Annotated in this window: 22 protein-coding genes, 1 tRNA gene and 1 pseudogene; 9 read left to right on the forward strand and 15 right to left on the reverse strand. The window is 69.4% G+C overall.

The features are described from left to right. Positions 1 to 254 precede the first annotated feature (254 nt). The gene (locus F1643_RS13715; RefSeq protein ID WP_194913751.1) at positions 255 to 1,919 is read right to left on the reverse strand and encodes an electron transfer flavoprotein-ubiquinone oxidoreductase; all 1,665 of its coding nucleotides are present in this window, start codon (positions 1,917 to 1,919) and stop codon (positions 255 to 257) included. A 151-nt stretch (positions 1,920 to 2,070) separates the two neighbouring features. Between F1643_RS13715 and F1643_RS13720 the strand changes: the two genes are divergently transcribed. From F1643_RS13720 to F1643_RS23270, 6 genes are all read left to right on the forward strand, one after another. Then, positions 2,071 to 2,952 (forward strand): uracil-DNA glycosylase family protein, encoded by an 882-nt coding sequence (locus tag F1643_RS13720; protein WP_194913752.1) that lies wholly within the window; start codon positions 2,071 to 2,073, stop codon positions 2,950 to 2,952. Between the two features lie 420 nt (positions 2,953 to 3,372). After that, positions 3,373 to 5,394 carry a lytic transglycosylase domain-containing protein gene (locus F1643_RS13725; RefSeq protein WP_370540591.1) on the forward strand — a complete coding sequence of 674 codons (2,022 nt, stop codon included), beginning with the start codon at positions 3,373 to 3,375 and terminating at the stop codon, positions 5,392 to 5,394. Between the two features lie 54 nt (positions 5,395 to 5,448). Continuing rightward, a complete protein-coding gene (gene moaB / locus F1643_RS13730; protein ID WP_194913754.1) occupies positions 5,449 to 5,985 on the forward strand; it encodes a molybdenum cofactor biosynthesis protein B in 537 nt (178 codons plus the stop codon). Continuing rightward, positions 5,982 to 7,088 (forward strand): aminoglycoside phosphotransferase family protein, encoded by a 1,107-nt coding sequence (locus F1643_RS13735; RefSeq protein WP_370540592.1) that lies wholly within the window; start codon positions 5,982 to 5,984, stop codon positions 7,086 to 7,088. The genes moaB and F1643_RS13735 overlap by 4 nt, the downstream gene beginning before the upstream one ends. Positions 7,089 to 7,184: 96 nt before the next feature. Beyond that, a complete protein-coding gene (locus F1643_RS23265) occupies positions 7,185 to 8,120 on the forward strand; it encodes a hypothetical protein (protein ID WP_255542772.1) in 936 nt (311 codons plus the stop codon). An 11-nt stretch (positions 8,121 to 8,131) separates the two neighbouring features. Then, positions 8,132 to 8,899, forward strand: coding sequence for a tetratricopeptide repeat protein (locus tag F1643_RS23270; protein WP_370540593.1), 768 nt, complete (start codon positions 8,132 to 8,134; stop codon positions 8,897 to 8,899). 19 nt (positions 8,900 to 8,918) lie between these two features. On the opposite strand, the gene F1643_RS13745 is transcribed toward F1643_RS23270, so the two are convergent. Beyond that, positions 8,919 to 9,329, reverse strand: coding sequence for a bacteriohemerythrin (locus F1643_RS13745; protein ID WP_194913755.1), 411 nt, complete (start codon positions 9,327 to 9,329; stop codon positions 8,919 to 8,921). A gap of 229 nt (positions 9,330 to 9,558) precedes the next feature. Here F1643_RS13745 and F1643_RS13750 point away from each other — a divergent pair, with 229 nt between their 5' ends. Then, positions 9,559 to 10,317, forward strand: coding sequence for a Fic family protein (locus tag F1643_RS13750; protein WP_194913756.1), 759 nt, complete (start codon positions 9,559 to 9,561; stop codon positions 10,315 to 10,317). Between the two features lie 46 nt (positions 10,318 to 10,363). Here F1643_RS13750 and F1643_RS13755 read toward each other — a convergent pair whose 3' ends face one another. From F1643_RS13755 to F1643_RS13800, 10 genes and pseudogenes are all read right to left on the reverse strand, one after another. Further along, positions 10,364 to 11,968, reverse strand: a complete 1,605-nt coding sequence (locus tag F1643_RS13755; RefSeq protein WP_255542773.1) for a CocE/NonD family hydrolase — start codon at positions 11,966 to 11,968, stop codon at positions 10,364 to 10,366. A gap of 443 nt (positions 11,969 to 12,411) precedes the next feature. Further along, positions 12,412 to 14,121, reverse strand: coding sequence for an adenine deaminase (ade, locus tag F1643_RS13760; RefSeq protein ID WP_194913757.1), 1,710 nt, complete (start codon positions 14,119 to 14,121; stop codon positions 12,412 to 12,414). Between the two features lie 23 nt (positions 14,122 to 14,144). Next, a complete protein-coding gene (locus tag F1643_RS13765; protein WP_255542774.1) occupies positions 14,145 to 15,386 on the reverse strand; it encodes a GNAT family N-acetyltransferase in 1,242 nt (413 codons plus the stop codon). A gap of 22 nt (positions 15,387 to 15,408) precedes the next feature. Further along, positions 15,409 to 16,716, reverse strand: a complete 1,308-nt coding sequence (locus F1643_RS13770; RefSeq protein WP_194913759.1) for a PAS domain-containing sensor histidine kinase — start codon at positions 16,714 to 16,716, stop codon at positions 15,409 to 15,411. A gap of 17 nt (positions 16,717 to 16,733) precedes the next feature. Beyond that, positions 16,734 to 17,879, reverse strand: a complete 1,146-nt coding sequence (locus tag F1643_RS13775; RefSeq protein WP_194913760.1) for a DUF2336 domain-containing protein — start codon at positions 17,877 to 17,879, stop codon at positions 16,734 to 16,736. Between the two features lie 169 nt (positions 17,880 to 18,048). Continuing rightward, positions 18,049 to 18,813, reverse strand: a complete 765-nt coding sequence (locus F1643_RS13780; RefSeq protein WP_370540594.1) for a hypothetical protein — start codon at positions 18,811 to 18,813, stop codon at positions 18,049 to 18,051. 112 nt (positions 18,814 to 18,925) lie between these two features. Then, positions 18,926 to 19,399 (reverse strand): ABC-type transport auxiliary lipoprotein family protein, encoded by a 474-nt coding sequence (locus tag F1643_RS13785; protein WP_370540595.1) that lies wholly within the window; start codon positions 19,397 to 19,399, stop codon positions 18,926 to 18,928. Positions 19,400 to 19,591: 192 nt separating this feature from the next. Then, positions 19,592 to 20,551: an MlaD family protein gene (locus tag F1643_RS13790; RefSeq protein WP_194913761.1), complete on the reverse strand. Its 960-nt coding sequence runs from the start codon at positions 20,549 to 20,551 to the stop codon at positions 19,592 to 19,594. Between the two features lie 9 nt (positions 20,552 to 20,560). After that, a pseudogene (locus F1643_RS13795) lies at positions 20,561 to 21,357 on the reverse strand (ABC transporter ATP-binding protein). Continuing rightward, entirely contained in the window at positions 21,357 to 22,484 is a 1,128-nt protein-coding gene (locus tag F1643_RS13800) for an MlaE family lipid ABC transporter permease subunit (protein WP_255542775.1), read from the reverse strand. Before F1643_RS13800 ends, F1643_RS13795 begins: the two are co-directional and overlap by 1 nt. A 295-nt stretch (positions 22,485 to 22,779) precedes the next feature. On the opposite strand from F1643_RS13800, the gene F1643_RS13805 reads away from it, so the two are divergent. Next, positions 22,780 to 23,295 (forward strand): adenine phosphoribosyltransferase, encoded by a 516-nt coding sequence (locus tag F1643_RS13805; protein WP_194913763.1) that lies wholly within the window; start codon positions 22,780 to 22,782, stop codon positions 23,293 to 23,295. 83 nt (positions 23,296 to 23,378) lie between these two features. Here F1643_RS13805 and F1643_RS13810 read toward each other — a convergent pair whose 3' ends face one another. Further along, positions 23,379 to 24,341 carry a DMT family transporter gene (locus tag F1643_RS13810; protein ID WP_255542776.1) on the reverse strand — a complete coding sequence of 321 codons (963 nt, stop codon included), beginning with the start codon at positions 24,339 to 24,341 and terminating at the stop codon, positions 23,379 to 23,381. Between the two features lie 145 nt (positions 24,342 to 24,486). Continuing rightward, positions 24,487 to 24,966: a hypothetical protein gene (locus F1643_RS23275; protein WP_255542777.1), complete on the reverse strand. Its 480-nt coding sequence runs from the start codon at positions 24,964 to 24,966 to the stop codon at positions 24,487 to 24,489. A 540-nt stretch (positions 24,967 to 25,506) separates the two neighbouring features. Between F1643_RS23275 and F1643_RS13820 the strand changes: the two genes are divergently transcribed. Further along, on the forward strand, positions 25,507 to 26,790 hold the full coding sequence (locus F1643_RS13820) for an acetylornithine deacetylase/succinyl-diaminopimelate desuccinylase family protein (protein WP_194913765.1): 1,284 nt from the start codon (positions 25,507 to 25,509) through the stop codon (positions 26,788 to 26,790). Positions 26,791 to 26,809: 19 nt separating this feature from the next. On the opposite strand, the gene F1643_RS13825 is transcribed toward F1643_RS13820, so the two are convergent. Then, positions 26,810 to 26,898 (reverse strand) — tRNA-OTHER (locus F1643_RS13825). Positions 26,899 to 26,945 lie beyond the last annotated feature (47 nt).

Raw genomic sequence — 26,945 nt, forward strand, 5'->3', positions numbered from 1 at the left:
CCGCTTGCGTTATAGATAGGAGTGACCGGCGGCGCAACCGGCACCCGCGTGCCGGCACCGTTCATCCTTTTGCATGCGGCGAAGGGCGCGTGCGTTTGCCCCCTCCCTAACCCTCCCCCGCCCTCGGCCGGCCAGAGGCCGGTCCGATCGCGGGAGAGGGAACTGCCGCTGCTTCGCAAATCCATCCCTCTCCCGCAAAGCGGGGGAGGGAGGGACCTGCGGCGAAGCCGTGGGAGGGAGGGGGCAACGCCCCCTTACATCCCGCCCGGATAGTTCGGCCCCCCGCCGCCTTCCGGCACGACCCAGTTGATGTTCTGGGTGGGATCCTTGATGTCGCAGGTCTTGCAGTGGACGCAGTTCTGCGCGTTGATCTGCAGCCGCGGATCGCTGCCGTCGTCGTTGCGGACGATCTCGTAGACGCCGGCCGGGCAATAGCGCTGCTCCGGCGCGTCGTAGAGCGCCAGATTGACGCTGATCGGGACCGACTTGTCCTTCAGCGTCAGGTGCGCCGGCTGGTCTTCCTCATGGTTGGTGTTGGAGAGGTAGACCGAGGACAGGCGGTCGAAGGTGACCTTGCCGTCCGGCTTGGGGTAGGCGATCTTCGGCGCCTCGCCGGCCTTCACCAGGGTGGTGTGGTCGGCGTGGTGCTTCAGCGTCCAGGGCGACTTGCCCTTCAGCGCCGTCTCGTAGGCGGCGTTCGCCAGACCGGCCCACAGGCCCTTCTGGAAGCCGGGACGGATGTTGCGCACGGCATGCAGCTCCGGCCAGACCCAGGACTGCTTCAGCCGCTCCGGATAGGCGATGACCTCCGGGCTATTCTGGGCGGGACCATTGTCGGCGCCGCCGGTCAGGTGGTCGAACACCGCCTCGGCCGCGACCATGCCCGACTTCATGGCGGTGTGGTTGCCCTTGATCTTCGGCACGTTCAGGAAGCCGGCACCGTCGCCGACGATCAGGCCGCCGGGGAAGGTCAGCTTCGGGATCGACTGGAAGCCGCCTTCCGACAGGGCGCGGGCGCCATAGGACAGACGCCGGCCGCCCTCGAAGGTCGGGCGGATCGCCGGGTGGGTCTTGTAGCGCTGGAACTCCTCGAACGGGCTCATGTGCGGGTTCCAATAGTCGAGGCCGACGACGAAGCCGACCGACACCAGGTTCCCTTCCATGTGATACAGCCACGACCCGCCATAGGTCTTGGGGTCCATCGGCCAGCCGATCGTGTGGACGATCAGGCCGGGCTTCGACTGCGACGGATCGACCTCCCACAGCTCCTTGATGCCGATGCCGTAGGTCTGCGGCTGGCAATCGCGGCGCAGGTCGAACCGCTCGAACAGCGTCTTGGTCAGCGAGCCGCGGCAGCCCTCGGCGAAGATGGTCTGCTTGGCGTGCAGTTCCATGCCGGGCGTGTAGTTGCCGGTCTTCTCGCCGTCCTTGCCGATGCCCATGTCGCCGGTGGCGACGCCCTTCACCGCACCGTTGTCGTCATACAGCACCTCGGCCGCGGCGAAGCCGGGGTAGATCTCCACCCCCAGCTCCTCGGCCTGGGTCGCCATCCAGCGGGCCAGGTTGCCCAGGCTGATGATGTAGTTGCCGTGGTTGTTCATCTGCGGCGGGGCGAAGGGCGACTTGTAGGCCTTCGTTTCCGTCAGGAAGAGGAAATGGTCCTCGCGCGCCGGGGTGGTGAGGGGCGCGCCCTTTTCCTTCCAGTCGGGAATCAGCTCCTGCAGCGCATGCGGCTCGAAGACGGCGCCGGACAGCAGGTGGGCGCCGACCTCCGACCCCTTCTCGATAACGCAGACGCTGAGTTCCTGCCCGGTCTCGACCGCGCGCTGCCGCAGGCGGATCGCAGCACTCAGGCCCGATGGGCCGGCGCCGACGATCAGAACATCGTATTCCATGACCTCGCGCGGTTCGCGTTCCATCACCACACTCCCCCACCGTCTTGTTTTGGTACTGTTTCCCTCGGGACGCCCTATGGTGTTTTGCGGGCGCGTGCTTGTAGCACGGTTTGCACCGCACCCAAATTGGGTATCTGGACATGTAAGACCACACGATCTGTGGTAAGGTCAAACGATGATTGACGTATGCGACATCCTCGACGCGCTGCGCTGGCATGCCGACATCGGCTGCGACGAGGCCATCGGCGACGAGCCGATCGACTGGGCCGCCTTCTCCGCCCGGCCGGCGGCGCGCGCCATGCCCGCGGGCGCCGGTGCGGCGCCAAATGCCGGTATGGGCGCCGGTATGGCGCGCGGTCCGGCACCGACTCGGGCACCCGCCCCCGCCGCGCCGCGCCCGGCCGCACTCTTCCCATCGCCCGACCAGCCGCTGGGCGCCAGCGAGGCCGGCATCCAGGCCCGTGCCCGCGCGCATGAGGCGCAGACCCTGGAAGCGCTTGAAGCGGCGTTGCGCTCCTTCGACGGCTGTCCTTTGAAGGCCACCGCGATGAACACCGTCTTCGCCGACGGCAATCCGCAGGCTCCGATCATGCTGATCGGCGAGGCGCCGGGCGAGGACGAGGACCGGCAGGGCAAGCCCTTCGTCGGGGTCAGCGGCAAGCTGCTGGACCGCATGCTGGCGCAGATCGGCCTGGACCGCGGCAAGGTCTACATCACCAACATCCTACCCTGGCGGCCGCCCGGCAACCGGAGCCCGACCCAGGCCGAGATCGCCGCCTGCCTGCCCTTCCTGGAACGGCATGTCGAGTTGGTCCGCCCGAAGCTGCTGGTGGCGCTGGGCGGCGTGTCGGCCAAGACCCTGCTGAACCGGGCGGAGGGAATCACCCGCCTGCGCGGGCAATGGCGGTCCTATGAGGGAGCCGGCGCACCGGTGCCGCTGATGCCGATGCTCCATCCGGCGTACCTCTTGCGCAACCCTATCGCAAAGCGGGAAGCATGGCGGGACATGCTTGCGCTGCGGCAAAAGATCGACGAAGAAGGAAACAAGTATTCGTAAGCAAAAAATCGACACGGCGGCTCCTCCTAAATCGTTGGTATGACTGTGCCGACTGCATGACACAAATGTAATGCCGCCATGCCGAAAGGCACCTTCCCAACGGGCTAAGGCCATTTTCCCACCCCCCTTAACCCGTTGTAGAGACTGGCGAATACCGGCGACGACACATTCCGTGCGAATCCGTTGCTTGCGGTTCGCAGGTGCTTGCGCTATTTCGGAACAATGCTCCGGATATTTTGCAGTGCAGCATACCGGGCCGCGAATGCGGTCCCGCTGCGGCGGAACCTTCTGGGGGTGCTGGGTCTCGCGGTGGCTTACACCCTGGGACCCGACGGTGCGGTCGGGTTCCGGCCCGCTTGCGCCGCCCTCATTATTCACGCGCCGGACGGTCACGCCGTCGTCCCGCCCGGCCCGGATTCCGTGCCTGACCCCGATACCCCCGATTTCGGCGTGCCGACCGATAACACGGTCACCGGCGACCCGGTCATGGGGCTCCCCGACCCGGCCATTCCCGGCGACCCGTCTTTCGGCGCGCCGGCGGCCGATGCGTCCACCGGCCCGACCGGTTCCCCGCTGCTGCTCGCCGGCGACGACGAGGCCCGCGCCGTCCAGCTGGACGAGGAGGATGCCGGCCGCTACCGCCGCATCTTCGCGCTGCAGGACCGGGCGGAGTGGGACGCCGCCGATGCCGAGATGGCGAAGCTGAAGGACCGCCGGCTGATCGGCTATGTCCTGCGCCAGCGCTATCTCCACCCCGACCGCCGCGCCGGCTACGAGGAACTCGCCCGCTGGATGCAGGATTACGGCGACCTCGCCGGGGCGGAGCGGGTGCACAGCCTGGCGCAGAAGCGCCAGCCCGCCGGCCAGCGGGCGCCGAAGCCCCCGCGGGGGGAGGAGCGCGTGCGCCTCGTCGGCTCGCTGGAACGGCTGGGCGGCTTGCGCACCGTCGCCGCGAACGAGGACGACGAGGACGACAGCGTCACCGTCGCCCCGCGCAGCCGCACCGTGTCGCGCGCCCGCAGCGACCGCGCCGCCATGGCGCGGGTGGATGAGCTGCTGCGTTCCGGCCGCGCCGGCAACGCGCTGACCCTGCTGAACCAGGACGAATTCGGCGGCAAGCTCGACACCGTGCAGTACGACGCCGCCCGCGTCCGCATCGCGACATCGCTCTATTATTCGGGCGAGACGGCGCAGGCGCTGACACTTGCCTCCGCCAGCGCCGCCCGGTCGGGCGACATGCTGCCGGAGGCGCATTGGATCGCCGGGCTGTCCGCATGGCGGCTGAAGCAGACCGACCGTGCCGCCCGCCATTTCCAGGGCATGGCTGCCGCCGGTCCGCGCTCCCCCTGGAAGGCGGCGGCCGCCGACTATTGGGCAGCCCGCGCGCTGTCCCGCAAGCCCGGCAAGGAGAAGGAGGCGGCGGAGCATCTGGCCGCCGCGGCCCGCTATCCCCACACCTTCTATGGGCTGATCGCGCTGCGCACCCTGGGCACGCTGCACGACGTGCGCTGGCTGGCGCCGGAGCTGAGCGGGAAGAGTTTGGCGGCGATGGCGGCCAAGCCGGCAGGATCCCGCGCCATCGCCCTGCTGCAGGTGGACCAGCGCGAACTGGCGGGCATGGAGCTGCAACGCATCCATCCCCAGGGCGACCCGCTGGTCGAACAGGCGATGGTGGCGCTGGCCGACCGCGCCGGAGTGGCGACCCTCTCGCTGCGGCTGGGCAACGCGGTGGCCGGGCCGGACGGCGCGCCCTATGCCGCCGCCCTCTACCCGCTGCCGCACTGGACACCGCGCGACGGCTTCGCCGTGGACCGGGCGCTGGTCTTCGCGGTGATGCGCCAGGAATCGCGCTTCGACCCGCGTCTGGTCAGCTCCGCCGGGGCGACCGGGCTGATGCAGATCCTGCCCAGCACCGCCCAGCATGTGCGCGAACGCCACGCCGACATCGGCAGCGAGGACGCCAACCGCGACGCCCTGTTCGATCCGTCCCGCAACATGGAGTTGGGCCAGCGTTACCTGAACGAGCTGCTGGGCATGCCGGAGATCGACGGCAACCTGTTCCTGGCCGCCGCCGCCTACAATGCCGGACCGGGCACGCTGGCGCGCTGGCGGCGGGAGCTGAGCGACATCACCGATCCGCTGCTGTTCATCGAAAGCCTTTCCTTCGGCGAGACGCGCGACTATGTGGAGAAGGTGATGGCGAACTTCTGGATCTACCAGCTTCGGCTGGGCCAGGAGACCGCCTCGCTCGATGCCGTCGCCGACGGGAAATGGCCGTCCTACATCCCGGTGGAGGCCCCTGCGACCCAGGTCGCGGCCCAGCCGGACCCGCTGCCGGCGTCGAAGCCGGCGGTCCCGGCTGCGGTGACCGCGGACGCTCCGGCCGTTCCGGCCCGGGTGGAGACGGTGGCGGAGCGGGGGGAGGCCAGCCCGATACCCTGACCGCCGGTGCGCCCTTGCCGGGCTCCGGCCCGACTTGAGGACACGCCTGCCGCCATGCCGAAGATCGACGAGAGCCGCCCCTTCCTTCCCGTGAACATCGCGGTGATCACGGTGTCCGACACCCGCGGCGCCGCCGACGACCGCTCCGGCGATGCACTGGCGGAGCGGATCGCCGGGGCCGGCCACAGGCTCGCCGCCCGGACCATCGTCCGCGACGACATCGCGGCGATCCGCGCGCAGGTGCAGGCGTACATCGCCGATCCGCAGATCGACGTGGTTCTGACCACCGGCGGCACCGGGGTCACCGGCCGCGACGTGACGCCGGAAGCGGTCGAGGCGCTCTATGAAAAGGCGATCCCCGGCTTCGGCGAGCTGTTCCGTTACCTCAGCTACGCCAAGGTCGGCACCTCCACCATTCAGAGCCGTGCGACCGGCGGCGTCGCCAACGGCACCTACATCTTCGCCCTGCCGGGTTCGCCCAGCGCCTGCCGTGACGCCTGGGACGACATCCTGGTCTGGCAGCTCGACAACCGCCACCGCCCCTGCAACCTCGTGGAGCTGATGCCCCGCCTGCGCGAGCATATGGCGTGAGCGAACCGGCTGGCTATTCGACGGAGGCCCTGCACGCCGCCCTGATCCGGCTGCCGCGCCTTGCCGACCTCCCCCCCGACGCGCTGGAGCCGATGCCGCTGAAGGGCGTCGCCCATGATCATGTCCGCCTGCAAGGCCGCCGCCTGGTCGCCCGCATTCCGCGTTGGAGCCAGCTTGGCCTCGACGCCTGGACAGCGCTGGACCGGCAGGCCGCCGCCTTCCGCCGGGCGGAAATGTCGGGCCACACCCCGCGCTTCGCCGGCCTGCTGCCGCCGGGCGAGGGGCTGCCGCTGGGCGCGCTGGTGGTCGGCGAGGTGGAGGGCCGCACCCCCGTCCTGCCGGACGACATGCCGGCCATCGCCCGTGCGCTGGCCGCGATCCACCGCATGGCCCCGCCGGACTTCTACGAGCCGCTGCCCGCCCCGCCCGATCCGGTCGCTGCATTGCTGGCCCAGGTGGAACGGCAGGCGGAGTGGTTCGACCGTGCCGCGCTGGACGCCGGCGCCCGCGCCCTGTTCGCGGAAGAGCTTGCCGCCGCCAGAGCCGGCGACCTCGCCCCGCCGCCGGAGACCCCGATGCCGCTGACCGCGGTGGGGGTGGACGTGCATCCCGGAAATTTCCTGATCGACGGCCATGGCAAGGCCTGGTTCACCGACCTGGAAAAACTGCAATACGGCCACCCGGCCAGCGATCTCGCCCATGCCAGCCTCTACACCTCCACCAAATGGGATCCGGCGGTGAATGCGGAACTGGCCCCGGCCGACATCGACGCCTTCGTCGAGGCCTGGGCGATGGCGGTTCCCGGCGACCTCGCCGACGAGGTGCGGCCCTGGCTGAAGCCGCTGCGCCGGCTGACCTGGCTGCGCACCCTGTCCTGGATGGCCCGCTGGTCGGTGGAGGGCGCCACGCTGTCGCCGGGCATGCCGGAGGGTTTGCGCGCCCATATGGACGCCCACGCCACCGACATCCTGCGCGCCGGACGGATCGAACAGGTCCGGCGGGATTGGGCACCAGTCCCCTCTCCCCCCCGCTCTCGCGCAAACGAAGTTTGCGCTGACGCGGCAGGCGGACCGAAGGTCCGCCGAAAGCGGGGAGAGGGTTAGGGTGAGGGGGGAGAAGGAGAGGGAGCGCGAAAGTCTCTTGCCCGCGCCCTGCCGAAAATGATGGGATACCGACTCGGAAAACGAGGTGACGAGAGCATGACGAGTTTCCGACGCCGGTTGCTGCCGACCTCCCTGGCCGCCCTGCTGGCTGGGGGTGTATTAGCAGGCGCCGTTCCGGCCCCGGCCTTCGCCGCCGGCCCGCCCGGCGAGACCGCCGGCTCCGCCACCGGCAGCTATCTGGCCGGCCGCTACGCCCAGCACCAGGACGACTGGACGGCGGCGGCGCGCTTCACCGCCCAGGCCCTGGCCGCCGATCCCGACGACCAGGCCCTGCTGCGCCGCACCTTCCTGCTGCGGCTGGGCGAGGGGCAGGTCGACACCGCCATCGGCTATGCCACCCGCCTGCTGGGCGAGCAGGGCGAGCCGCAGATGGCGCTGACCCTGCTGGCCGCCGATGCGCTCGCCAAGGGCAAGCTGGACGAGGCCGACGGCTATGCCGCGCGCCTGCCGGCCGATGGGCTGGGCCGCTTCATCACCCCGCTGACCCGCGCCTGGCTGGCCACCGCCCGCGGCAAGACGGACGAAGCGCTCGCCGCGCTGGAGCCGCTGGCGGCCGTCCAGGGCTTCGGCGCGCTCTACAACCTGCATGCCGCCCTGATCCTCGACCTCGCCGGCCGCAGCGAGGATGCCGCCGCCCACTATGTCAAGGTGACGGACACCGAGGCGCCGCTGCGGGTGGTGCAGATCGTCGGCAACTTCATGATGCGCACCGGTAAGACGGACGAGGCGCGCAAGCTCTACGAGACCTTCCAGATCAACAACCCCGACGGGCTGCTGGTGGAGCCGGCGCTGGACGCCATGGCGAAGGCACCGTCCGACACCCGCCCGGTGCCCGACGCCCGTTCGGGTCTGGCGGAAGCGCTGTTCGACCTGGGCAGCGCCTGCATCACGAGAATGCCGACGAGCCGGCGCTTCTGTTCGGTCGCATCGCGCTGCACCTGCGCGGGGATCTGGCGCTGGCCCATCTGCTGATCGGCGACATCGTGGCCTCCCGCGACCATCATGAGGAGGCTCTGACCGCCTACCGGCTGCTGGCGAAGGACCCGCTGCTGGGCTGGACCGCCCGCATGCGCGAAGCCGACAGCCTCGCCCGCATGAACCGCAACGACGACGCCATCGCGGTTCTCAAGGCCCTGTCCGCCGAACGGCCGGAGCGGACCGACGCGGTGACCCGGCTGGGCGACATCTACCGCTACGCCAAGCGGTACGACGAGGCCATTCCCGCCTACACGACCGCGCTGGAGCGGATCGGCGCGCCGCAGGAACGGCATTGGCCGCTGCTGTACGCCCGCGCCATGAGCTACGAGAAGACCAAGCAGTGGCCGCAGGCGGAGGCCGACCTGCAGACCGCGCTGACGCTACGGCCGGACGAGGCGTCGCTGCTGAACTTCCTCGGCTACAGCTGGATCGACCGGGGCGAGCATCTGGACAAGGCCAGGGCGATGGTGGAGCGCGCGGTGGAACTGCGCCCGCGCGACGGCTACATCGTCGACAGCCTGGGCTGGGCTCTCTACAAGCTGGGCGATTTCGAGGGCGCGGTCGCGAAGCTGGAACGCGCCGTGGAGCTGAAGCCGGGCGATCCCACCATCAACGACCATCTCGGCGACGCCTACTGGCGCGCCGGCCGCCGCAACGAGGCGCGGTTCCAATGGATGCGCGCGCTGCGCAACGCCGACGAGGACACCGACAAGGCCGGCATCCAGGCCAAGCTGGACGAGGGATTGGCCGACCGGAAGGCGGCGGCGAAGTAGCGAAGTATCCCCTCTCCCCCTAGGGAGAGGGGGACTCCCCCACATAGGGCTTGTACTGGCTGTCCGTCTGCTGGATGTGCTCCACGAACCAGTCCTTCAGCAGAAGGATCAGGTCGACGCGCAGCATGGTGGGGTTGCCGCCGTCGAAGTCGCGGGCCAGCTTGTCCACCTCGTCGGCGAAATAGCGGTGGGCGGCGAGGTGGCCGTTCAGTTCGGGATAGCCGCAACGCTCCATCATCGCCTCCTCCCGCGCGAAATGGACGGCGACGTAGTCCTTGAGGCTGGCGAGCAGGCTCGACAGCTCCTCCCGGTTGGCGGGGGTGATGCCGCTTTCCAGCAGGCCGTTGAACAGGTCGAGGAGCCGCCGATGCTCTTCGTCGAGCACGGGCACGCCGACGCTCATGGATTCGTCCCAGGCGACATAGGTCATCGCAGCGACCTCCCCCTCGCATCCCGCGAAATCAAGCGCCTTCCGCCCTTTTCAAGCGGTTGCGGCCGGCCATGGCTGGGTTGTGGACATCTTGACAGGGATCCTAAAACCGGCAACCGTGCCCGTCCAAGCGGCAAATCCCCGCAGGGGGCGCGGCATGATGCGCCAAGCACCCTCGAACCGGCCTCCATCCACCAGACCGCCCCCATTCACCAGCCCCAGAGTGACCATGGCCCTGCTCGACGAGATCGCGGAGAAGAAACGGGCGCTGGACGCGGCCCGCCCCCTGCCGCAGGAGGTCGTGCACGGCATCGCCGACCGCTTCGAACTGGACCTCACCGTCGCCGCCGCCGCGCTGGAGGAGGTGCCGGTCAAGCCCGCCGACGTCAAGGCGATCCTGGAGCGCGGCAGCATCCTGCGCCACCGCCCGGTGGAAGAGCAGCGCTTCGTGCTGAACCATCGCGCGGCGCTGGAACTGATGGCGCGGCTGTCCTTCGATCCGACGGGCGCGGTGACCGAACGCACGGTCTCCGCATTCCACAGCGTTCTCTATCGCGGGATCGAGGACGAGGCCGGGAAATACCGCAACGGCGCGCCGAAGGACGATCCGGCGGAAACGGCGCCCGATCCGGCCAAGCTGCGCGTGTCGATGTCGGCACTGTCCACCTGGATGCGCAAGTCGGACGCCGGTCCCGACACCGCCTTCGAGGCGCATCACAAGCTGAGCGCCATCCGCCCCTTCGATACCGGCAACCGGGCCACGGCGCTGCTGCTGTGCAACCTGATCCTGAACCGCGCCGGCTACCCGCCGGTGGTGGTCCTGGCGGAGGACCGCGGTCTCTATCTCGACCTCGTCGAACGGGCCTGGGCGGTCGGCGACAAGACGCCGTTCCGCGACCTGATGATGCGCTTCCTGTCGCAGAGCCTGGATTTCTGCCTGGAGGCGGCGGGCAAGGCCGACGCGGATGAGCCCGGCGATCTTCCCTGACGCTTTTCAGGCCGGCAGTCGCAGGCGGGACGGACGGTCCGGTCCGCTATGGATCAGCAGCGAGATCGGCAGCGCATCGACCCGGCGGGTCTCGCCCGGCTCGGCCCCGGTGCCGGGATTGACCGGATAGGCGGGGGAAACAGGAGCCGGCGAGGCTGAGGCGCAACGCCGATCCCGGTGCCAGCGTCGCGCAGGCCGCCCGCATGGCGATGGTCAGCGGCCGGGTCGGATCGCCCGGCTCCACCCGCGCATGGCCCTGGGTCAGCGGCAGCACCTGCCCATCGGGGCGCACCACCGACAGCACGGCGCTGACGTCGAAGGACGGGGCGTCAGCCTCCACCCACAGATCCAGTGCGACCCTCCCGGCCAGCATCAGCGGCTCGTCCAGCGGCAGGCTGGTGTAGGTCGCCACATCCGGCCGGCGGTCGATGGCGGCGCGGTCGAAGCGCCCGGCGGCGGACGGCACCGCATGGCCGCCGACCGTCGGCACCGGCGTGCGCGGATCATGCACCACCACATCGAGTGCCTCGAAATCGGGCATCTCCGGCGCCAACCGGCCGCCCTGCCGGTTGGCGAGGCCGTCACTGGCCAGATGCAGCACCGCCTCGGCCGCGGGCAGGGTGGGCAGGTCGTGCCAGCGCCCGGTCTCCACGTCATGCAGGCGCACCGGGCCGCCGCGGTCGGATCCCTGCCCTTTCAGCGCCCGCTCCCACCAGGCGAGTTGCAGCGTGTCGAGTGTCGGCGCCTCCCCCGGTGCCGCGGCGGGGCCGTCGGCGCCCCAGGGTCCGACCACCAGCCGCACCGGCGCCCGCCCCCGAGCAGCAAGCAGGTCGTAGGCATCCAGCGTTCCGGCGAGCCGCGGGTCGTACCAGCCGCCGAGTTGCAGCACCGCGACGTCGGCCGGCATGTCCGTCAGAATCGCCTTGGGCGACAGCGCGGCCCAGGCCGGACCGGGCACCGGGTTGGTCAGCCAGTCGTCATAATGGGAATAGCGGGCGTAATCGCGCAGGGCCTGCGGCCGCGACGGGATCTCGTCGTCGATCGGCAGGCTGCGCGCCGCATCGGACAGGATGCGGTGGCCGGTGCCGTCCTCCACCCGCCGCGCCGCCTCGGCGGCGGTGCGCAGAGCCCAGCCCATGGCGTCGGCCAGCCGGAAGGCGCCGCCCTCGTAGGCCCAGTCGGAGAAGACGTCCCAGCCGGCGAAGGCCGGCGCAACGGCACGCAGGGCCGCCGGCCGCTCCGCCAGCGCCAGCCACTGCGCCATCCCGGCATAGCCGCAGCCATACATCGCCACCACGCCCGACGACCCCGGCAGCGAGGCCGCCCAGGCCACGGCGTCGGCCCCGTCCTCCCTCTCCGCCTCGAAGGGGCGGAAACGGCCGTCCGACGTGCCGCAGCCGCGCACATCCTGCACCACCACGACATAGCCCCGCGCCGCGTACCAGCGCGGATGGGCGTAATGGCTGGTCAGCGCGGTGCGCCGGCCGCAAGGCACACGCAGCAGCAGCACCGGCCATGTGCCGGCGGCGTCCGGCCGGTAGAGGTCGGCATCCAGCCGCACGCCGTCCCGCGTCCGCATCGACACGGTTTCCGGCGGCCGGACCGGCAGCAGGTCATGCGACTGGTGGATCATCGGGGCCAGATGGGTCATGGCGTGTCGGGCTCGCTCGATGACGAACAACGGATAATGTGTCGTCGTGGCAAAGCCTGTGCCAGAGTGTTCGGGACAGCTACCGTCGATTTTTAGTCAAAGACCCGTCGCTCTGGATGCCCCTCTCCCGCAGGGTTGGGCAATCGCATATGGGAAATCGAGCGACGATGTTGAGATTCGAATGCCCTTCTCCCCTTGCGGGAGAAGGGTTGGGATGAGGGGTGCGGCGGCCGCAGGCCGTTGGAAATATTGAATTTGCCACCCCTCACCCCAACCCCTCTCCCACAAGGGGAGAGGGGCTTCGAGTGCGAATGAACCCCATATGCGATAGCCATCCCGCAAGGGGAGAGGGGATCTGTCCGGCACCCAGGTGACTTGTTTCCGAACGATCGGACTCCGCTCACTTTCCAGCCTTCTGCCTCATTCCCAGGCAGACCGCCCGTTCAGGCGGCAATCAGTTCGAAGCGGTCGACATCGACCATGCCGCGGTCGGTGATCTTCAGGTGCGGGATGACCGGCAGCGGCAGGAAGGCCAACTGCAGGAAGGGCTCGGCCAGCGGGCAGCCCATGGCGCGGACGGCGGCGCGCAGGGTGCGCAGCTTCACCTCCACCGTCTCGAACGGCTCCAGGCTCATCAGACCGGCCAGCGGCAGGGCCAATTCGCCCACCACCTTGCCATCGCGCACGGCGACGAAACCGCCCTGCAGCTCGATCAGGCGATTGACGGCGATCCGCATGTCGGCGTCGCTCGCCCCCACCACGCAGATGTTGTGGCTGTCATGCCCGACCGACGACGCCAGCGCGCCCTCCGCGAAGCCGAAGCCCTGGACGAAGCCGCGGCCGATGTTGCGGTTGCTGCCATGGCGGGCGAACACGCAGATCTTCAGCAGGTCGCGCGACGGATCGGCCACCATCCGGCCGCCCACCACCGGCACCTCGATCCGCCGGTGTTCGGTCAGGATCTTCCCCGGCTCCAGCCCGATTACCGATTGGACCGACCCGCCGGCGGGCACGGCGAAATCCTCCTCCGCCACAGGCTCCAGCTTCACCGAATCCAGCCCCACCGGCGTCACCGCCGGCCGGCCGTCGAAGCTGTGCGGGCCGACGACCTTGCCGTTGCGGATGACGCGGTTGACCGCGCAGTCCTCCAGATCGTCGAGCAGGACCAGATCGGCACGATGCCCCGGTGCCACCAGCCCGCGGTCGTACAGGCGGAAGCCGCGGGCGGCCGACCAGGTGGCCGCCCGATAGACATGGGCGACCGGCGCGCCGAGGCGGATGGCGCTGCGGATCAGGTGATCCATGTGACCCTCCTCCGCGATGTCCAGCGGGTTGCGGTCGTCGGTGCAGAATCCCAGGAAGGGCGAGGTCTCGGGACTGATGACTTCGGCCAGGGCATGGACGTCCTTCGACACCGACCCGTCGCGGATCAGCACCTGCATGCCCTTGCGCAGCTTCTCCATCGCCTCCGCGGCGCTGGTGGTCTCGTGGCAGTTGCGGATGCCGCAGGAGAGATAGGCGTTCAGTTCCTTCCCCGACACCAGCGGGGCATGGCCGTCGATGTGGCGCCCGTCGAAGGCGGCCAGCTTGTCCAGCACCCCGTCCACCTTGTGGAAGACGCCGGGGAAGTTCATGAACTCCGCCAGCCCCAACACGCGGGGATGGTCCATGTGGCGGATCAGGTCAGGCGCCTCCAGCCGCGCGCCCGACGTCTCCAGCTCCGTCGCCGGCACGCAGGAGGACAGCTGCACGAACAGGTCGAGCGTCGTCCCGCCGGCACTGTCGAGGAAATAGCTGAGGCCCCGCTCGCCCAGCACGTTGCAGATCTCGTGCGGGTCGCAGATGGCGGTGGTGGTGCCGCGCGGCAGGACGCAGCGGTCGAACTCCTGCGGGGTGACGCAGGTGGATTCGCAATGGACATGGGTGTCGATGAAGCCCGGAACCACGGTCAGCCCGCGCCCGTCGATCTCCTCCACCCCGTCATAGGATTCGTATGTACCGACGATGACTTCGCCGCAGACGGCGATGTCGCCCTCGGCGATCTCGCCGGTCACGACATTGAGGAAGCGCGTGTTCTTGATGACCAGATCGGCCTTCGCCTCGCCCAGCGCCTGCCCGATGCGCGTCTTCAGATCGTCGCGGCTGACCGCCATGTCCCACCCCGCCTGTCGTCTATTCAAGCAGGCAAGGTGGCGTGGCATGTCGCGCCGTGCAAGCGGCGATCGTCCCCGATTCCTCCTGCCGGCTGGCGAAATGGCGAGCGCGCCTGTTCCTGAGCAAGAATGGTGAGGACTTTCGCGTTGTGGAGGCCGAGACCTTCCGCCACCGCATTGTGCATGTTGGTATGGCGGAACCAGTGGCAGGCATGGGCGAGCTTAGGCCGGAAGCCGCGTGCCAGCTTGTGCGGCCCGCCCCGGCCGCCATCCACCGCATCCAGACCGCGGGCGATCGCCCGCTCGATGGTCCGGTAATAGCAGGTCTCGAAATGGACCAGCCGCGTCTCTTCCCGTGCTCCCCAGTTGCGAACATAAAGCCGGCCGTCCCCCTCGACGCCCAGCAGCGTGCCGACCGCGATACCCCCCGCTTCGGCGAAGGTCAGCGTCACAGCGTCCCCCAGCGCAACGCAGAGCCGGTGGACGAAATCGGCGGTCAAGGGCTGGTGCGTCGCCCGACGGGCATGCAGGTCGTCGAACAGGTCGAGGAAAAGCGCGACATCGGCCTCGCCCACCCCGCTCCCCGGCACGTCGCGGAACCGAACTCCGCTCGCCTGCACCTTCCGGCGCTCCCACAGCAGGGTGTCGCGGCGGTGTTTCGACAAGGCGGCGGTGAAGTCGCCGAAGTCCCGGTATCCGTCGTTCCGCCACTCATACTCCACGGCATGGCGGGCCAGCCATCCCTCCGCTTCGAAGCGGGAACGGTCGGCTTCGTCCGGAAAGTTCACATGGATGGAAGACAGGCCATCGCGATGGGCGAGCGTCCGCATCGCGCCGATCAACGCATCCGCCGTGCCGGGCGGCGCACCCTCCCGCAGCAGCAGCCGGGTTCCGGTGACCGGCGCATAGGGGACCGCCGACACCAGCTTCGGGAAATAGCGGCCACCGGCGGCCTGATAGCCGTCGACCCACGCCTGATCGGGCCAATGCTCGTCCGTGGAGCGGTCGCGCAGATAGAGCGGAGCCGTGCCGACCACCCGCCCGGACGCCTCCCGCGCCATCAGATGAACGGGATTCCAGCCGTTCGCCGGGCTGGCCAGGCCGCTGTCCTCCGTCGCCTTCAAATAGGCGTGGCTCAGGAGCGGCCCATGGCCCGCAGCACAGGCATCCCAGTCCAGCGGGTCGATTCCGGAAATCCCCAGCACCACCGCGACCGCCGGCGGAGCGACGGTCCGCAACTCGGTCGGCAGCATGTCACAGCCCATGATTCGTTTTCCGCTCCCTGCGCTATTCGCCGTCATAGGGCAGCGCAACCGGAAGACGCACGCTGACCGTCGTGCCTTCCCCCTCGCGGCTGCGGATGTCGAGCGTGCCGTTCAACAGATCGACGAAGGAACGGACCAGCGGCAGGCCCAGCCCGGTGCCGCCGGAGCGGCGGGACAGCTGGCTGTCGACCTGACCGAAGGGCTGCAGGGCCACGGCGATGCCTTCGGCGTTCATGCCGATGCCGGTGTCGGCGATCTCGATCAGGATGCGGCCGCAGTCCGGGCGGACGCGCAGCGCGATGCCGCCGCCGGCGGGGGTGAACTTGACGGCGTTGGACAGCAGGTTCAGCAGGATCTGCTTCACCCGCACCGGGTCGCCCAGCAGGTGCGGGGTATCGGGGGCGATGTCCTGGGTCAGGGTCAGGCCGCTTTCCTCCGCCCGTTCGGCGATCAGCAGCAGCGAGCTTTCCACCGCGTCGCGCACGTCCATCGGCTGCGGATGCATCTCCAGCTTCCCCGCCTCGATCTTGGCGACGTCCAGGATGTCGCTGATGACGGCCAGCAGATGCTGCCCCGACTTGCCGATCACCTTGGCATAATCGAGGTATTTTGGATGGCCCAGCGGCCCGACGATCTCGCTTTCCATCATCGAGGAAAAGCCGATGATGGCGTTCAGCGGCGTGCGCAGCTCGTGGCTCATGTTGGCCAGGAACTCGCTCTTGGCACGGTTGGCGAGTTCGGCCTGCTCCTTGGCCTGGATCAGCGCCTGTTCGGCGCGGCGACGTTCCTGGATTTCCTGCATCAGCGCGCGGGTGCGCTCGGCGACGCGCATCTCCAGCTCGTCGCGGGCCTGCCGCAGCGCCAGTTCGGCCCGTTTGCGCCGGGTGATGTCCTGGCCGACGCACAGGATGCCCGGCGCCACGCCGTCCGCCTCCGGCAGGCGGTTCAGGTTCCACAGGAACACCCGCTCGCTCATGCAGTCCTGCTCGCGCAGCGCCTGTTCGAAGTTGCGGATCTCCGTGCCCTGGACGGCGATGGCGAGCTGGGCGGCGAAGGCCCCGGTCGGGCGCTCCCCCATCACCTCCGTCCAATGGCGGCCGATGGCGCCGCCGCCGCGCGTGTCGAAGGCGCGTTCGGCCTCCCGGTTGGCCTCCTGCACGCGCCCGTCCTCTCCCAGGACCAGGATGATGCTGGCCGCGGTCTGCACCAGGGAACGGAAACGCGCCTCGCCCGCCCCCGCCTCGCTCTGCCGCAGGGCGGCCTCCAGCTCGGCCACGCGGGCTTCGAGACGGCTGACGGTCTCCGCCGGCCCGGCAGAGCTTGCATCCATGAAAACCGTCCGGTCGGTCACGCCGCGGCGTTTTCCGGCTGCATGATGTCGCCCAGCTTCGCCAGCAGGAATTCCAGATCCTCGGGCGCCAGATCCTCGTATTGGGTCAGGATGCGCTCGATCACGCGGCGGCGGTGGCGCGCGCGGTCGCCGGGTTCGCCGTCATAGGGCGTCTCCTTCAGCACGTCGATGGCGATGCGGCAGGCCGGCAGCAGGGCCGGCGGCAGCTTCGCCTTGTCGTACAGCGATTTCAGCCCCAGCCGGCCGGCATCGTGGATCAGCAGGCGGGCGTTGGTCAGCGGCACGTTCGCCATGCGCGACATGGCCATCTCGAAGAAGGCGATGTCGCCGGTGCACAGCGAGCGCAGCAGCAGCGAGGGCGTCAGGCGGCCGGTACGGGCGAGCTGACTCACCAGCCGGTCCAGGGCGCCTTCGTCGCTCTCCCCGGTGAACAGCGCCACGGTCGCCCGCTCGCGGCTTTGCAGGATCAGCTCCGACGCGACCTTGGCCGGCAGCTCGTGGTGCGCGACGAGATGCTGGCGCAGCCGTTCCGACACCACGGCGACCAGCCGTTCGGCGATGGTGATCGGCAGCTTGGAGCGGTGGACCAGCGGGTCCTGCACCGCTTCGCTGGCACCGAAGCGGTCGATGACGCGGCCAAGGCTCTGCTCGCCCAGTTCCGCCCCTTCGTTGGCGACCAGGGCGGCGACGGCGCGTTCGGACCCGCTTTCGATCAGCGCGTCGGCAACCGCCGCCGGCACGATCGGGCGCTGGGCGATGGCGGTGCTCTTGGCTTCGGCCCCCGATCCCCCGGATCGCACGATCTCGACCAGATCGGCCGGGGTCAGCACGGTGGACACGCTGAGGAGCGGGATCGCCACCGCCTCCACGTCGCGGGCAAGGCTCAGCGCCACGTCGCGCGGCAGGGACGGGCTGGATTTCAGGTTCTCGGCCAGGGTCTGGCGGACGCGCAGGACCGTGTCGTTGACCATCAGGCGGATGATGTCCTCCGCCAGCTTGTGCTCGGCCTGCGACAGCTCGGGGCTGTCGAACTGCTGGGCCAGCTTGGCGGCCAGATCGGTCCGGCTGTTCGGCGACGGGTCGGCCAGCAGCCGCGCCACGTCCTCCTGGGTCAGATGACCCGACTTCATACCGTCACTCATGGGTCCGGGACCCTTCCTGCCCTGGTCCGTCTCCATATCTGTCGCGAAGAGGCGATACCCGCGCGGATGTGGGCGGAGACTTGTCCACACCGTCAAGGATCTTCCGAAACGGTTGAACCTTCATTAACGCCGGCGGGTCATAGATCGTCGGACGGGGGTCGAATTGGGATCAGGGCAGTTCGACGAAGCTGGGCGGTTCCGGCAGGATCGGGCGGCGGCGCCGCGCACCGCGCAGGTGGATGGCGACCTCGGCGATCTGTTCCTCCACCGAGATATGGCGCTGTGAGGCGACCTCCAGACCGCGGTCCTCGTAGACGTAGGCGTCGGGATGCGCATCCGCCCAGCGCCGGATGGCGGCGTCCCGCTCGCGCAGCAGGCGGACGATGGTCGGCGGAACAGCCGCATCATCGCGGTGATCCAGCGGTTGGCCGGCCAGGACGGGCGGGCATGGTCGACCTCGAAGGCGTCGAGCATGGCGATCACGTCGTCGGCCCCGTACCAGGTCTCCCCCGTCACCCAGCGGTTGGTGGTGAACAGGCGCACCGGCTGGCCGGCGACGTCCATGGCGATGCCGATCAGGTGCGACAGCGCGTCGTTGTCGTTCTCCGGCGCCTGGAAGTCGGGCAGCGGCGCCGGCCGCAGGCCGGACGGCATGCCGTGGGGCCGCAGGAAGGTGTGGAAATGCCCCATGCTCCCCGTTGGGCCGCTCGCCTTCGGGATGGCAGTGATAATAATACTGGGCATGGAATTCGGCATCGTAGACGTCGCCCGGCGGATAGTGCTTCCACTCGTAGAGCGTGCCGTGGCCGCGCAGAAGCTCGCCCACCACCGTGTCGCCGGTCTTGGCCAGGACGCGCTGGCACAGGCGCACCTCGCGCCCCGCCTCGGCCATCGCCTCCAACTCTTCCCGGGACACGTCCGACAAATCCGTCATCGCCCGATCCTGCGCTGCGCGAACATCCCTATTACCTACGCGGCTATGCGGACGTGGCAAGGTCTTTTCCGCTGCGGCACCTGCCGTTGCAACCGGGCCTGCGCTTGGCCGGTCAGCTGCCGGAGGGGCGGAAACGCTGCGACAGCGACCAGTTCACCAGATCGCCGGTGACGCGCCCCAGCGCCTCGTCGAAGGCGGCGACGATGTCGGTGAAGGAGCGGCCGCGCACGGGGGCCGACGCCTCGAAGGTCTCGCCCGCCTCGATGGTCCGGCGCGGCATGGCGACCAGCTTCGCCGACAGGCGCACATGCACCCGGTCCGGCATGGCGGCCCCCGGCGTCGCATATTCCGCCTGGAAGTCGCGCAGTTCCGATTTCAGCACATAGTCGGAGCGCAAGCCGACCGTGTCGCGCCCGACCGACACGATCCGCCCGCTGTCCTCGAAGGTCTGGACGATCAGCCCCTGCACCATGTTGGGCGCCCGGTCGGCCCAGGACACATCGGCGAAGTAATCCAGCGAGGTCGGCGTGCGGGCCAGCGCGATGCGCGGCGTGTCGATCCCGGCGGCGGCGGCCGGCGTCTCCACCAGCAGCTGCCAGTCGGCCTTGGGACCGGCCGCGACGCTGGCGCGCGGGGTCAGGGTGTAGAGCTGCGGCGCCCGTCGGGTTCAGCGTGGAACAGGCGGCAAGCCCCAGCAGCAGGACGGCCCCCGCCACCACGCCCAGCACCGACCGCGCCGCCCCTTTGCCCGCCCCCGTCCGCAAGATCGCCGTCCCCGTCATTTTCCACGCACCTCCACACCCTGCCGCGTCCCGCCGAAGAGGAAGTTCGACGGGTCGTTCTCGATCCGCGTGATCACCCGCGACAGCTGCCCGGACAGGTCGCGCAGTTGGGAGATCAGCAAGGTCAAATCATACAGTCCGGTGGCGGTAAAGTCGCGCACCGGCTCACGATTTTCGGCCATCAGGCCGTTCAGCGTGTCGGAGGTGCGCTTCAGGGAACGCATCAGCTCGCGCGTTTCCCCTGTCAGCTGCTTCGCGCTGCCGTCCACCGTCGCCAGTGTTTCCCGCGCCTGGGCCAGCGTGCGGTCCAACTGCGGGCCGACCGTCTCGAAGCCGTTCAGCGTCTGCCGTGCCTGGGCCATCGTCTCCTCCAGGCCGGAGCCGGCGCGGGCCAGCTCGCCGCTGAGGATGCGGGCGTTGTCCAGGATTTCGCCGATTGCCTTCTGGTTCTCGCCGTTCAGCAGCTCGCCCAGCCTGGTGATGACCTCCAGCGCACGGTTGACCAGTTGCGGCGCGCTGTCCACCACCGCGGTCAGCGAGCTTGGCCGCGACGGGATGGTCAGCACCCCGTCGGCATCGGTGGCGGTCAGATGCTTGCCCCCCACCGTCCCGCCGGAGATCTGGACATAGGCGCCACCGGTGATGCCTTGCACCTCCAGCGAGGCGATGGAATCGGACATGATCGGCGTGCCGTTCTGCACCTGGACCGTCACCCGCACCCGCGTGACGTTGTCGGGGTCGAGCCGGATGTCCGACACCGTACCCACCGGCACGCCGCGGTAGCGCACCGGGCTTCCCTGCTGCAGCCCGGTGACGGAGCCGGTGAAGTAGATGCGATAGGTCTCACGCGATTCGTCCAGCTGGACCTTGGCGATCCAGGCGGTGAAGACCAGCAGGCCGGCGACCAGCGCCAGCACGAAGCTGCCGACCAGAATATAGCTGGCGCGGGTTTCCATGGCGTGCCCCTACCCTTTCGCAAGCTGTCGAGCTTGATTGCGTTCCTTGGCGTCCAGCGCGGCGCGGCCGCGCGGTCCGTGGAAGTAATCGCGGATCCAGGGATGCGGATCGGCCAGATGCTGGGCCAACGTCCCCACCCTGATCTTCTTGTCGACCAGCACCGCGATGCGGTCGCAGATGGAGGTCAGGCTGTCCAGGTCGTGGGTGACCATGAAGACGGTCAGCCCCAGGCTGCGCTGCAGCCCCTGGATCAGCGTGTCGAAGGCGGCGGCGCCGATGGGGTCGAGGCCGGCGGTCGGTTCGTCCAGGAACAGGATGTCGGGGTCGAGCGCCAGCGCGCGGGCCAGACCGGCGCGCTTGATCATGCCGCCCGACAACTGGGCCGGATGCTTGGTCCCGGCATCGGGCGGCAGGCCGGCCATGGCGATCTTCACCCGCGCCACCTCCGCGATCAGCGTCGGCGGCAGATCGGTGTGCTCCTTCAGCGGCAGCATCACGTTCTCCGCCACCGTCATGGAGCTGAACAGCGCGCCGTTCTGGAACAGCACGCCGGTGCGGGCCTGGAGTGCCGTGCGCTCCGCCCGGTCGAGTTCGGCGGTGTCGTGGCCCAGCAGCTCGATCCGGCCGGCGGACGGCGCGATCAGGCCCAGGATTTCCTTCAGCAGCACCGACTTGCCGGTGCCGGACCCGCCGACGACGCCCAGCACCTCCCCCGCTCCACGTCGAGGTCGAGCCCGTCATGGACGGTCTGCGGGCCGAAGCGGGTGACCAGCCCCCGCACCCGGATGACGGGGCGCGCGTCCATCACACCCCCAGCATGGAGAAGACGACGGAGAACACCGCGTCGATGACGATCACCAGGAAGATCCCCTCCACCACCGCCTTGGTGGTCATGATGCCGACGCTCTCGGCGCTGCCGGAGACCTTCAGCCCCTCGTAGCAGCCGACCATGGCGATGACCAGCGCGAAGACCGGCGCCTTGATCAGCCCGGCAATCACCGTGTTGATGCCGACGGCGCTGTGAAGCTGGCGGATGAACTGCCCGAAGGTGATGTCCAGCGTGGCATAGGCCATGACCGCCCCGCCGAACAGCCCCATCACGTCCGCGTAGAAGGCCAGCAGCGGCAGCGAGATCATCAGCGCCAGCGCCCGCGGCACCACCAGCAGTTCGATCGGGTCGAGGCCCATGGTGCCGATGGCATCGACCTCCTGGTTCACCTTCATGGTGCCGATCTGCGCGGTGAAGGCGGAGCCGGAGCGGCCGGCGACGATGATCGCCGTCATCAGGATGCCGATCTCGCGCAGGACGGAGATGCCCAGCAAATTGACGACGTACAGCTCCGCCCCGAAGCGCTTCAGCTGGTCCGCCCCCTGGAAGGCCAGCACCACGCCGATCAGGAAGGACAGCAGCCCCAGGATCGGCAGGGCGTTCAGCCCGGTCTGCTCGATGTGGAACAGGACGGAGGTCAGGCGCAGGCGCGACGGGCGCAGGATCAGCCGGCCGAAGGTGACGGTGACGAGGCCGAGGAAGCCGACGAGGTCCAGCATCTCCTTGCCGGCGTTCACCGTCGTCTGCCCGGTGCGGACGACCATGTCCAGGATGGGGTGGTGGTCGCGCTCGATCACATGGGGCGGCGCCTTGCCGGCATCGCGCACCGCGCCGAACAGGGCGGCATGCTCCGGCTTCAGCCCGACCACCTCCACCGCATGCCCTTCCGCCCGCAGCCGGTCGGCCAACCGGTTCAGCAGATAGGCGCCGACGGTGTCGAGAGCTTCCACCCGCGACAGGTCGAGCCGCACGGCGGCACCGCCCTGCGGCTTCTGCGCCCGGTCCAGCGCGTCCGAGGCGGCACCGGCCGCGTGCAGCGTCCAGCGCCCGGCGGCACCGATCCGCCAGCCGCCGTCCTCCGGCCCGGCATCGATCAGGGCCATCTCCGCCGCCGCTCCGTCCTTCGCCAAAATTCCAGCCACAGGCTCCGCCGCACGCAACCGCACTCCGCCCGGTGCGTCTGGCCGACCGGTGGATCTGGAACGTGGCGGAGCACCACCGAATGGTCAACCCCATGCGGCGTAGCCTCAAGGCACGGCGGCCATGCCCGGCGCCGGACACGGCGTCTGGGGCCGCGGCCAATCGCGTCTTTTCGCGCAGGCAGGCAGTCGCTAGAGTGCCGGGCGGCGGCCCCGGCCTTCCATGCCGGCACCAGACCCTTTACGGACACGATCTCCGATGAACCTGAAAGACCACATCCGCGGCATTCCGGATTTCCCGAAGCCCGGCATCCTGTTCTACGACGTCTCGCCGCTGCTGGCGAACGGCGCCGCCTGGAAGGCCGCCATCGACGAGTTGGCCGACGCCGTGCGCCCGCACAAGCCGGATCTTCTGGTCGGAATCGAGTCGCGCGGCTTCCTGGTCGCCGCCCCGCTGGCTCTGGCGCTGGGCATCGGGTTCATCATGGTGCGCAAGCACGGCAAGCTGCCGGGCGACAAGATCGCCCATTCCTACAATCTGGAATACGGCACAGACACCATCGAGGTGCAGGCGGACGCGGTGAAGCCCGGCCAGCGCGTGGTGGTGCTGGACGACCTGCTGGCGACCGGCGGCACCATGGTCGCCGCCATCAACCTGCTCCGTCAGGTCGGCGCCGACGTCCGCGCCGCCGCCTTCCTGGTGGAACTGACCTTCCTCAACGGCCGCGACCGCATCGACGTGCCCAGCGTCTCGCTGATGGCGTACGAGTCCTGAGGCCATCCCCTGGGGTCAGCGGCGGAACGCTGCCGGCAATGGCGAGGCTCGTCATGAACCGCGTCCGCCGCATCTTCATGGCCTCAGGCGGTCTTCCACAGCGTGATGATCATGACGCCGGCCACCGTCAGGGCCGCGCCGGCCAATTGCAGCATGCCCATCGGCTCCGCCAGCACCAGATAGCCGAAGACGGCGGCGGCCACCGGACCGATGGCGCCGCTCAGCGCCACCAGATTGGGGCCGACCCGCCGCAGCGCCTCCGCCGTCATCAGAACGGGCAGCACGGTGCAGACCACCGCCATCACCGCCGAGAGCCAGTAGACCGGCAGCGGCAGGTCGAGCGCCGACAAGGGCCGCAGCACGGCGAATTGCAGGATGCAGCACAGGCAGGCCGCCGTCATCGCATAGGCGGTGAAGCGCATGGAGCCGATCCGCTGCACCACCCGGCTGCTGCCGACCAGATAGACCGAATAGAGGAAGGCCCCCATGAAGACCAGTCCGGCCCCGGCCATGAAGTTGGGGTGGCCGGTCCCGACCTCCGACCACACCACCAGCGCGACGCCGGCATAGGAGACGACCAGCGCCACCACCTCGCGCAGGCCGATCCGCTTGCCGAGGAACATGGCGGACAGCAGGACGACGATGGTCGGGTAGAGGAACAGCAGCAGCCGCCCCATGCCGGCGGAGACGTAGCGCAGCCCAAGGAAATCGCAGAAGCTGGCAGCGTAATAGCCGGTGACGCCGAGCCCGATGGTCAGGGCAAGGTCGCTGCCGGAAACCGGCGCCCGCTCTCCCTTTCTTGCACCCGACCACAGCGCCATGCCGAGGAAGAAGGGCAGTGCGAAGACCATGCGCAGCATGATCAAGGTCACCGGATCGACATTGTAGCGGTAGGCCAGCTTGATGATGACCGGCCGCAGGGAAAAGGCCACCACCCCCGCCACAGCGAGCCCGAGCCCGGTAAGAAGCTGGACCGGCGGCAGGACGGACGCCGCGGCGATGCCGTTGGACGGCAGGCTGGCCTGGGATGCGCTGGTTTGGGACAAGGTGCTGGATCCGACGACGGGAGAGGGAACGCCATTCAAGCATCCCCGCACCCGTTTGGCTCGCCCGAAGGCGGCGAACGGCCATGCCCTCCGCCCCACGCTGGATTGCACGATCCGCGACGCTGATGGTGGAGCGTCTCGACTTTCAGGCGGCGGGCGTCGCGGCGACGGCGGTGCCGCTCATCGGGGCGAGGCCGGTGAAGGCGATCCGCGCCTGCTGGCCGATGGCGATGGAGTGCACGCCGGTCAGGGCGCCGGTGGACACCCACTGCCCCGCCTTCAGAGGCCGGCCGAGCCGGACCGCCATGCTCAGCGCGACCGCGACCGCGGCCGCGATGCCGCCCGGCAGCTTGGCGGCGCTGCCGACCCCGACGCTCTGCCCGTCGATCAGCACCTCGGCCCTGAGCGCATCGGCGCCTTCGATGCCACCGACGATCTCCTCGCCGACGATGAGACCGTTGTTGTTGCCGAAGACGGCGGTTGAGGCGGTCGGCCCCAGTTCGTTGACCGGGGCCAGCGGGCCGCCCGCCACCTCGACGGCGGCATGGACGGCGGCGATGAAGGCCGCGGCCTCCGCCGGGCTGTAGTCCAGCTTGTCGGCGGGGGCGTCGGCGGCGATGCGCACTGCGAATTCCGCCTCCACCCGCGGCGAAGCCGGCGGGAATCGCCGGGAAGCTCAGCGGCCCGCCCTCGGCGGTCGCCACCGTGCCGGCGAAGATCGGGCCGATGTAGCGCATGGCACCCAGCGCCTCCTCCAGGGCCGGCGGCACCCGCGCCACCTTCCATCCGGCGACCTCGTCGGGCCAGGCCGCGGTTGCCGTCGCCTGGATGGCGTAGGCGGTGGCGAGATCGGCCGGAAGCGGTCCGGGAAACGCGTCGAGGCCGGTCGCGCTGCGGCGGGCGGCGACGAAGCGGGCGGCGGCCTCGGCGATCGCCGGGTCGGCCAGGGTCGGGGCGCTCAGCCCGATGGGGTGCGTGACGGTCATGACGGAGTCTCCACTGGCTCCTCTGCGGGGTGACGCGACTGTAGCGGCCCGGCGTGACACGCGAAAGTGCGCTGCACAATGCGGTGAACCGGCGGCGGGAGAGAAGGTTTCCCAAAGGCGGGGTAGACGTACCATCCGCTTGGGGCGACACTGGTGGCGTCCTTGCCGCGGGAGAGGCCATGCGCTCCGACACCGACGCCGCAACCAGCCAGCTGTTCCGCCGTATCGAGGCGAGGCGCGACGATCTGGTCGCACTGACCCAGGCCTTGATCCGTATCCCGACCGTCAACCCGCCCGGCGACGTCTATACCGACTGCGCCGAACTGATCGGCCGCCGTCTGGCGGCACGCGGCTTCTCGGTTGAGTATGTGCGGGCGGAAGGGGCGGCAGGCGACAGCGACCGCTATCCCCGCACCAACGTCGTCGCCCGCATCGAGGCACCGCGGCCGGGCCCTTGCGTCCACTTCAACGGCCATATCGACGTTGTGCCGGCCGGCCAGGGCTGGACCGTCGATCCCTTCGGCGGGGTGGTGAAGGACGGCCGGGTCTATGGCCGGGGTGCCTGCGACATGAAGGGCGGCATCGCCGCCTCGATCATCGCCGTGGAGTCACTGCTGGAGGAAGGGCTGCTGACCGCCGGCGCGCTGGAGATCTCCGGCACGGTGGACGAGGAATCGGGCGGTTACGGCGGCGTCGGCCATCTGGCGAAGCTCGGCTATTTCTCCCGGCCCCGCGTCGACCACGTCATCATTCCGGAGCCGCTGAACGTCGACCGCGTCTGCATCGGGCATCGCGGCGTCTGGTGGGCGGAGATCGAGACCAAGGGCCGCGTCGCCCACGGCTCCATGCCCTTCCTCGGAAACTGCGCGGTGCGCCACATGGGTGCCGTGCTGCACCGGATCGAGACGGAGCTGATCCCCCGCCTCGCCGCCAAGCGCACCGACATGCCGGTGGTGCCGGAGGGCGCGCGCCAGTCCACCATCAACATCAACGCCATCCACGGCGGCCAGCGCGAGGACCATGACGGCCTGCCCAGCCCGATGGTGCCCGACCGCTGCCGCATGGTGATCGACCGCCGCTACCTGATCGAGGAGGATCCCGAGGCGGTGCGCGGCGAGATCGTCGCCATCCTGGAGGATCTGCGCCGCAGCCGCCCCGGCTTCAATTACGAGCTGCGCGAGGTGCTGGCCTTCCTGCCGACGATGACCGACGCCGACGCCCCCGTGGTGCGGGCGGTTGCCGCCGCCATCGAGACCGTGCTGGGCCGCCCGGCGCAGCATGTCGTTTCCCCGGGCACCTACGACCAGAAACACGTCGTGCGCGTCGGCCAGTTGAAGGACTGCATCGCCTACGGCCCCGGCATCCTCGACCTCGCCCACCAGCCCGACGAATGGGTCGGCATCGACGACATGGTGCACTCGGCCCAGGTGATGGCGCTGGCGACGCTGGGGTTGATAAAATAAGGTTTGATGGGATAGGCAGCGCCCCCCGGCGGGACTTGAACCCGCGCCTCACGACCCGCCGTCGCAAAACGGCTCGTCGTGCGCTCTAACCGCTGAGCTACGAGAGGCTTGCGGGTGGCGCTGCAATTTTGTTAATAAGGAATATCTGAATAGAT

The organism is Azospirillum sp. INR13, assembly GCF_015390205.1.
GTDB lineage: Bacteria > Pseudomonadota > Alphaproteobacteria > Azospirillales > Azospirillaceae > Azospirillum.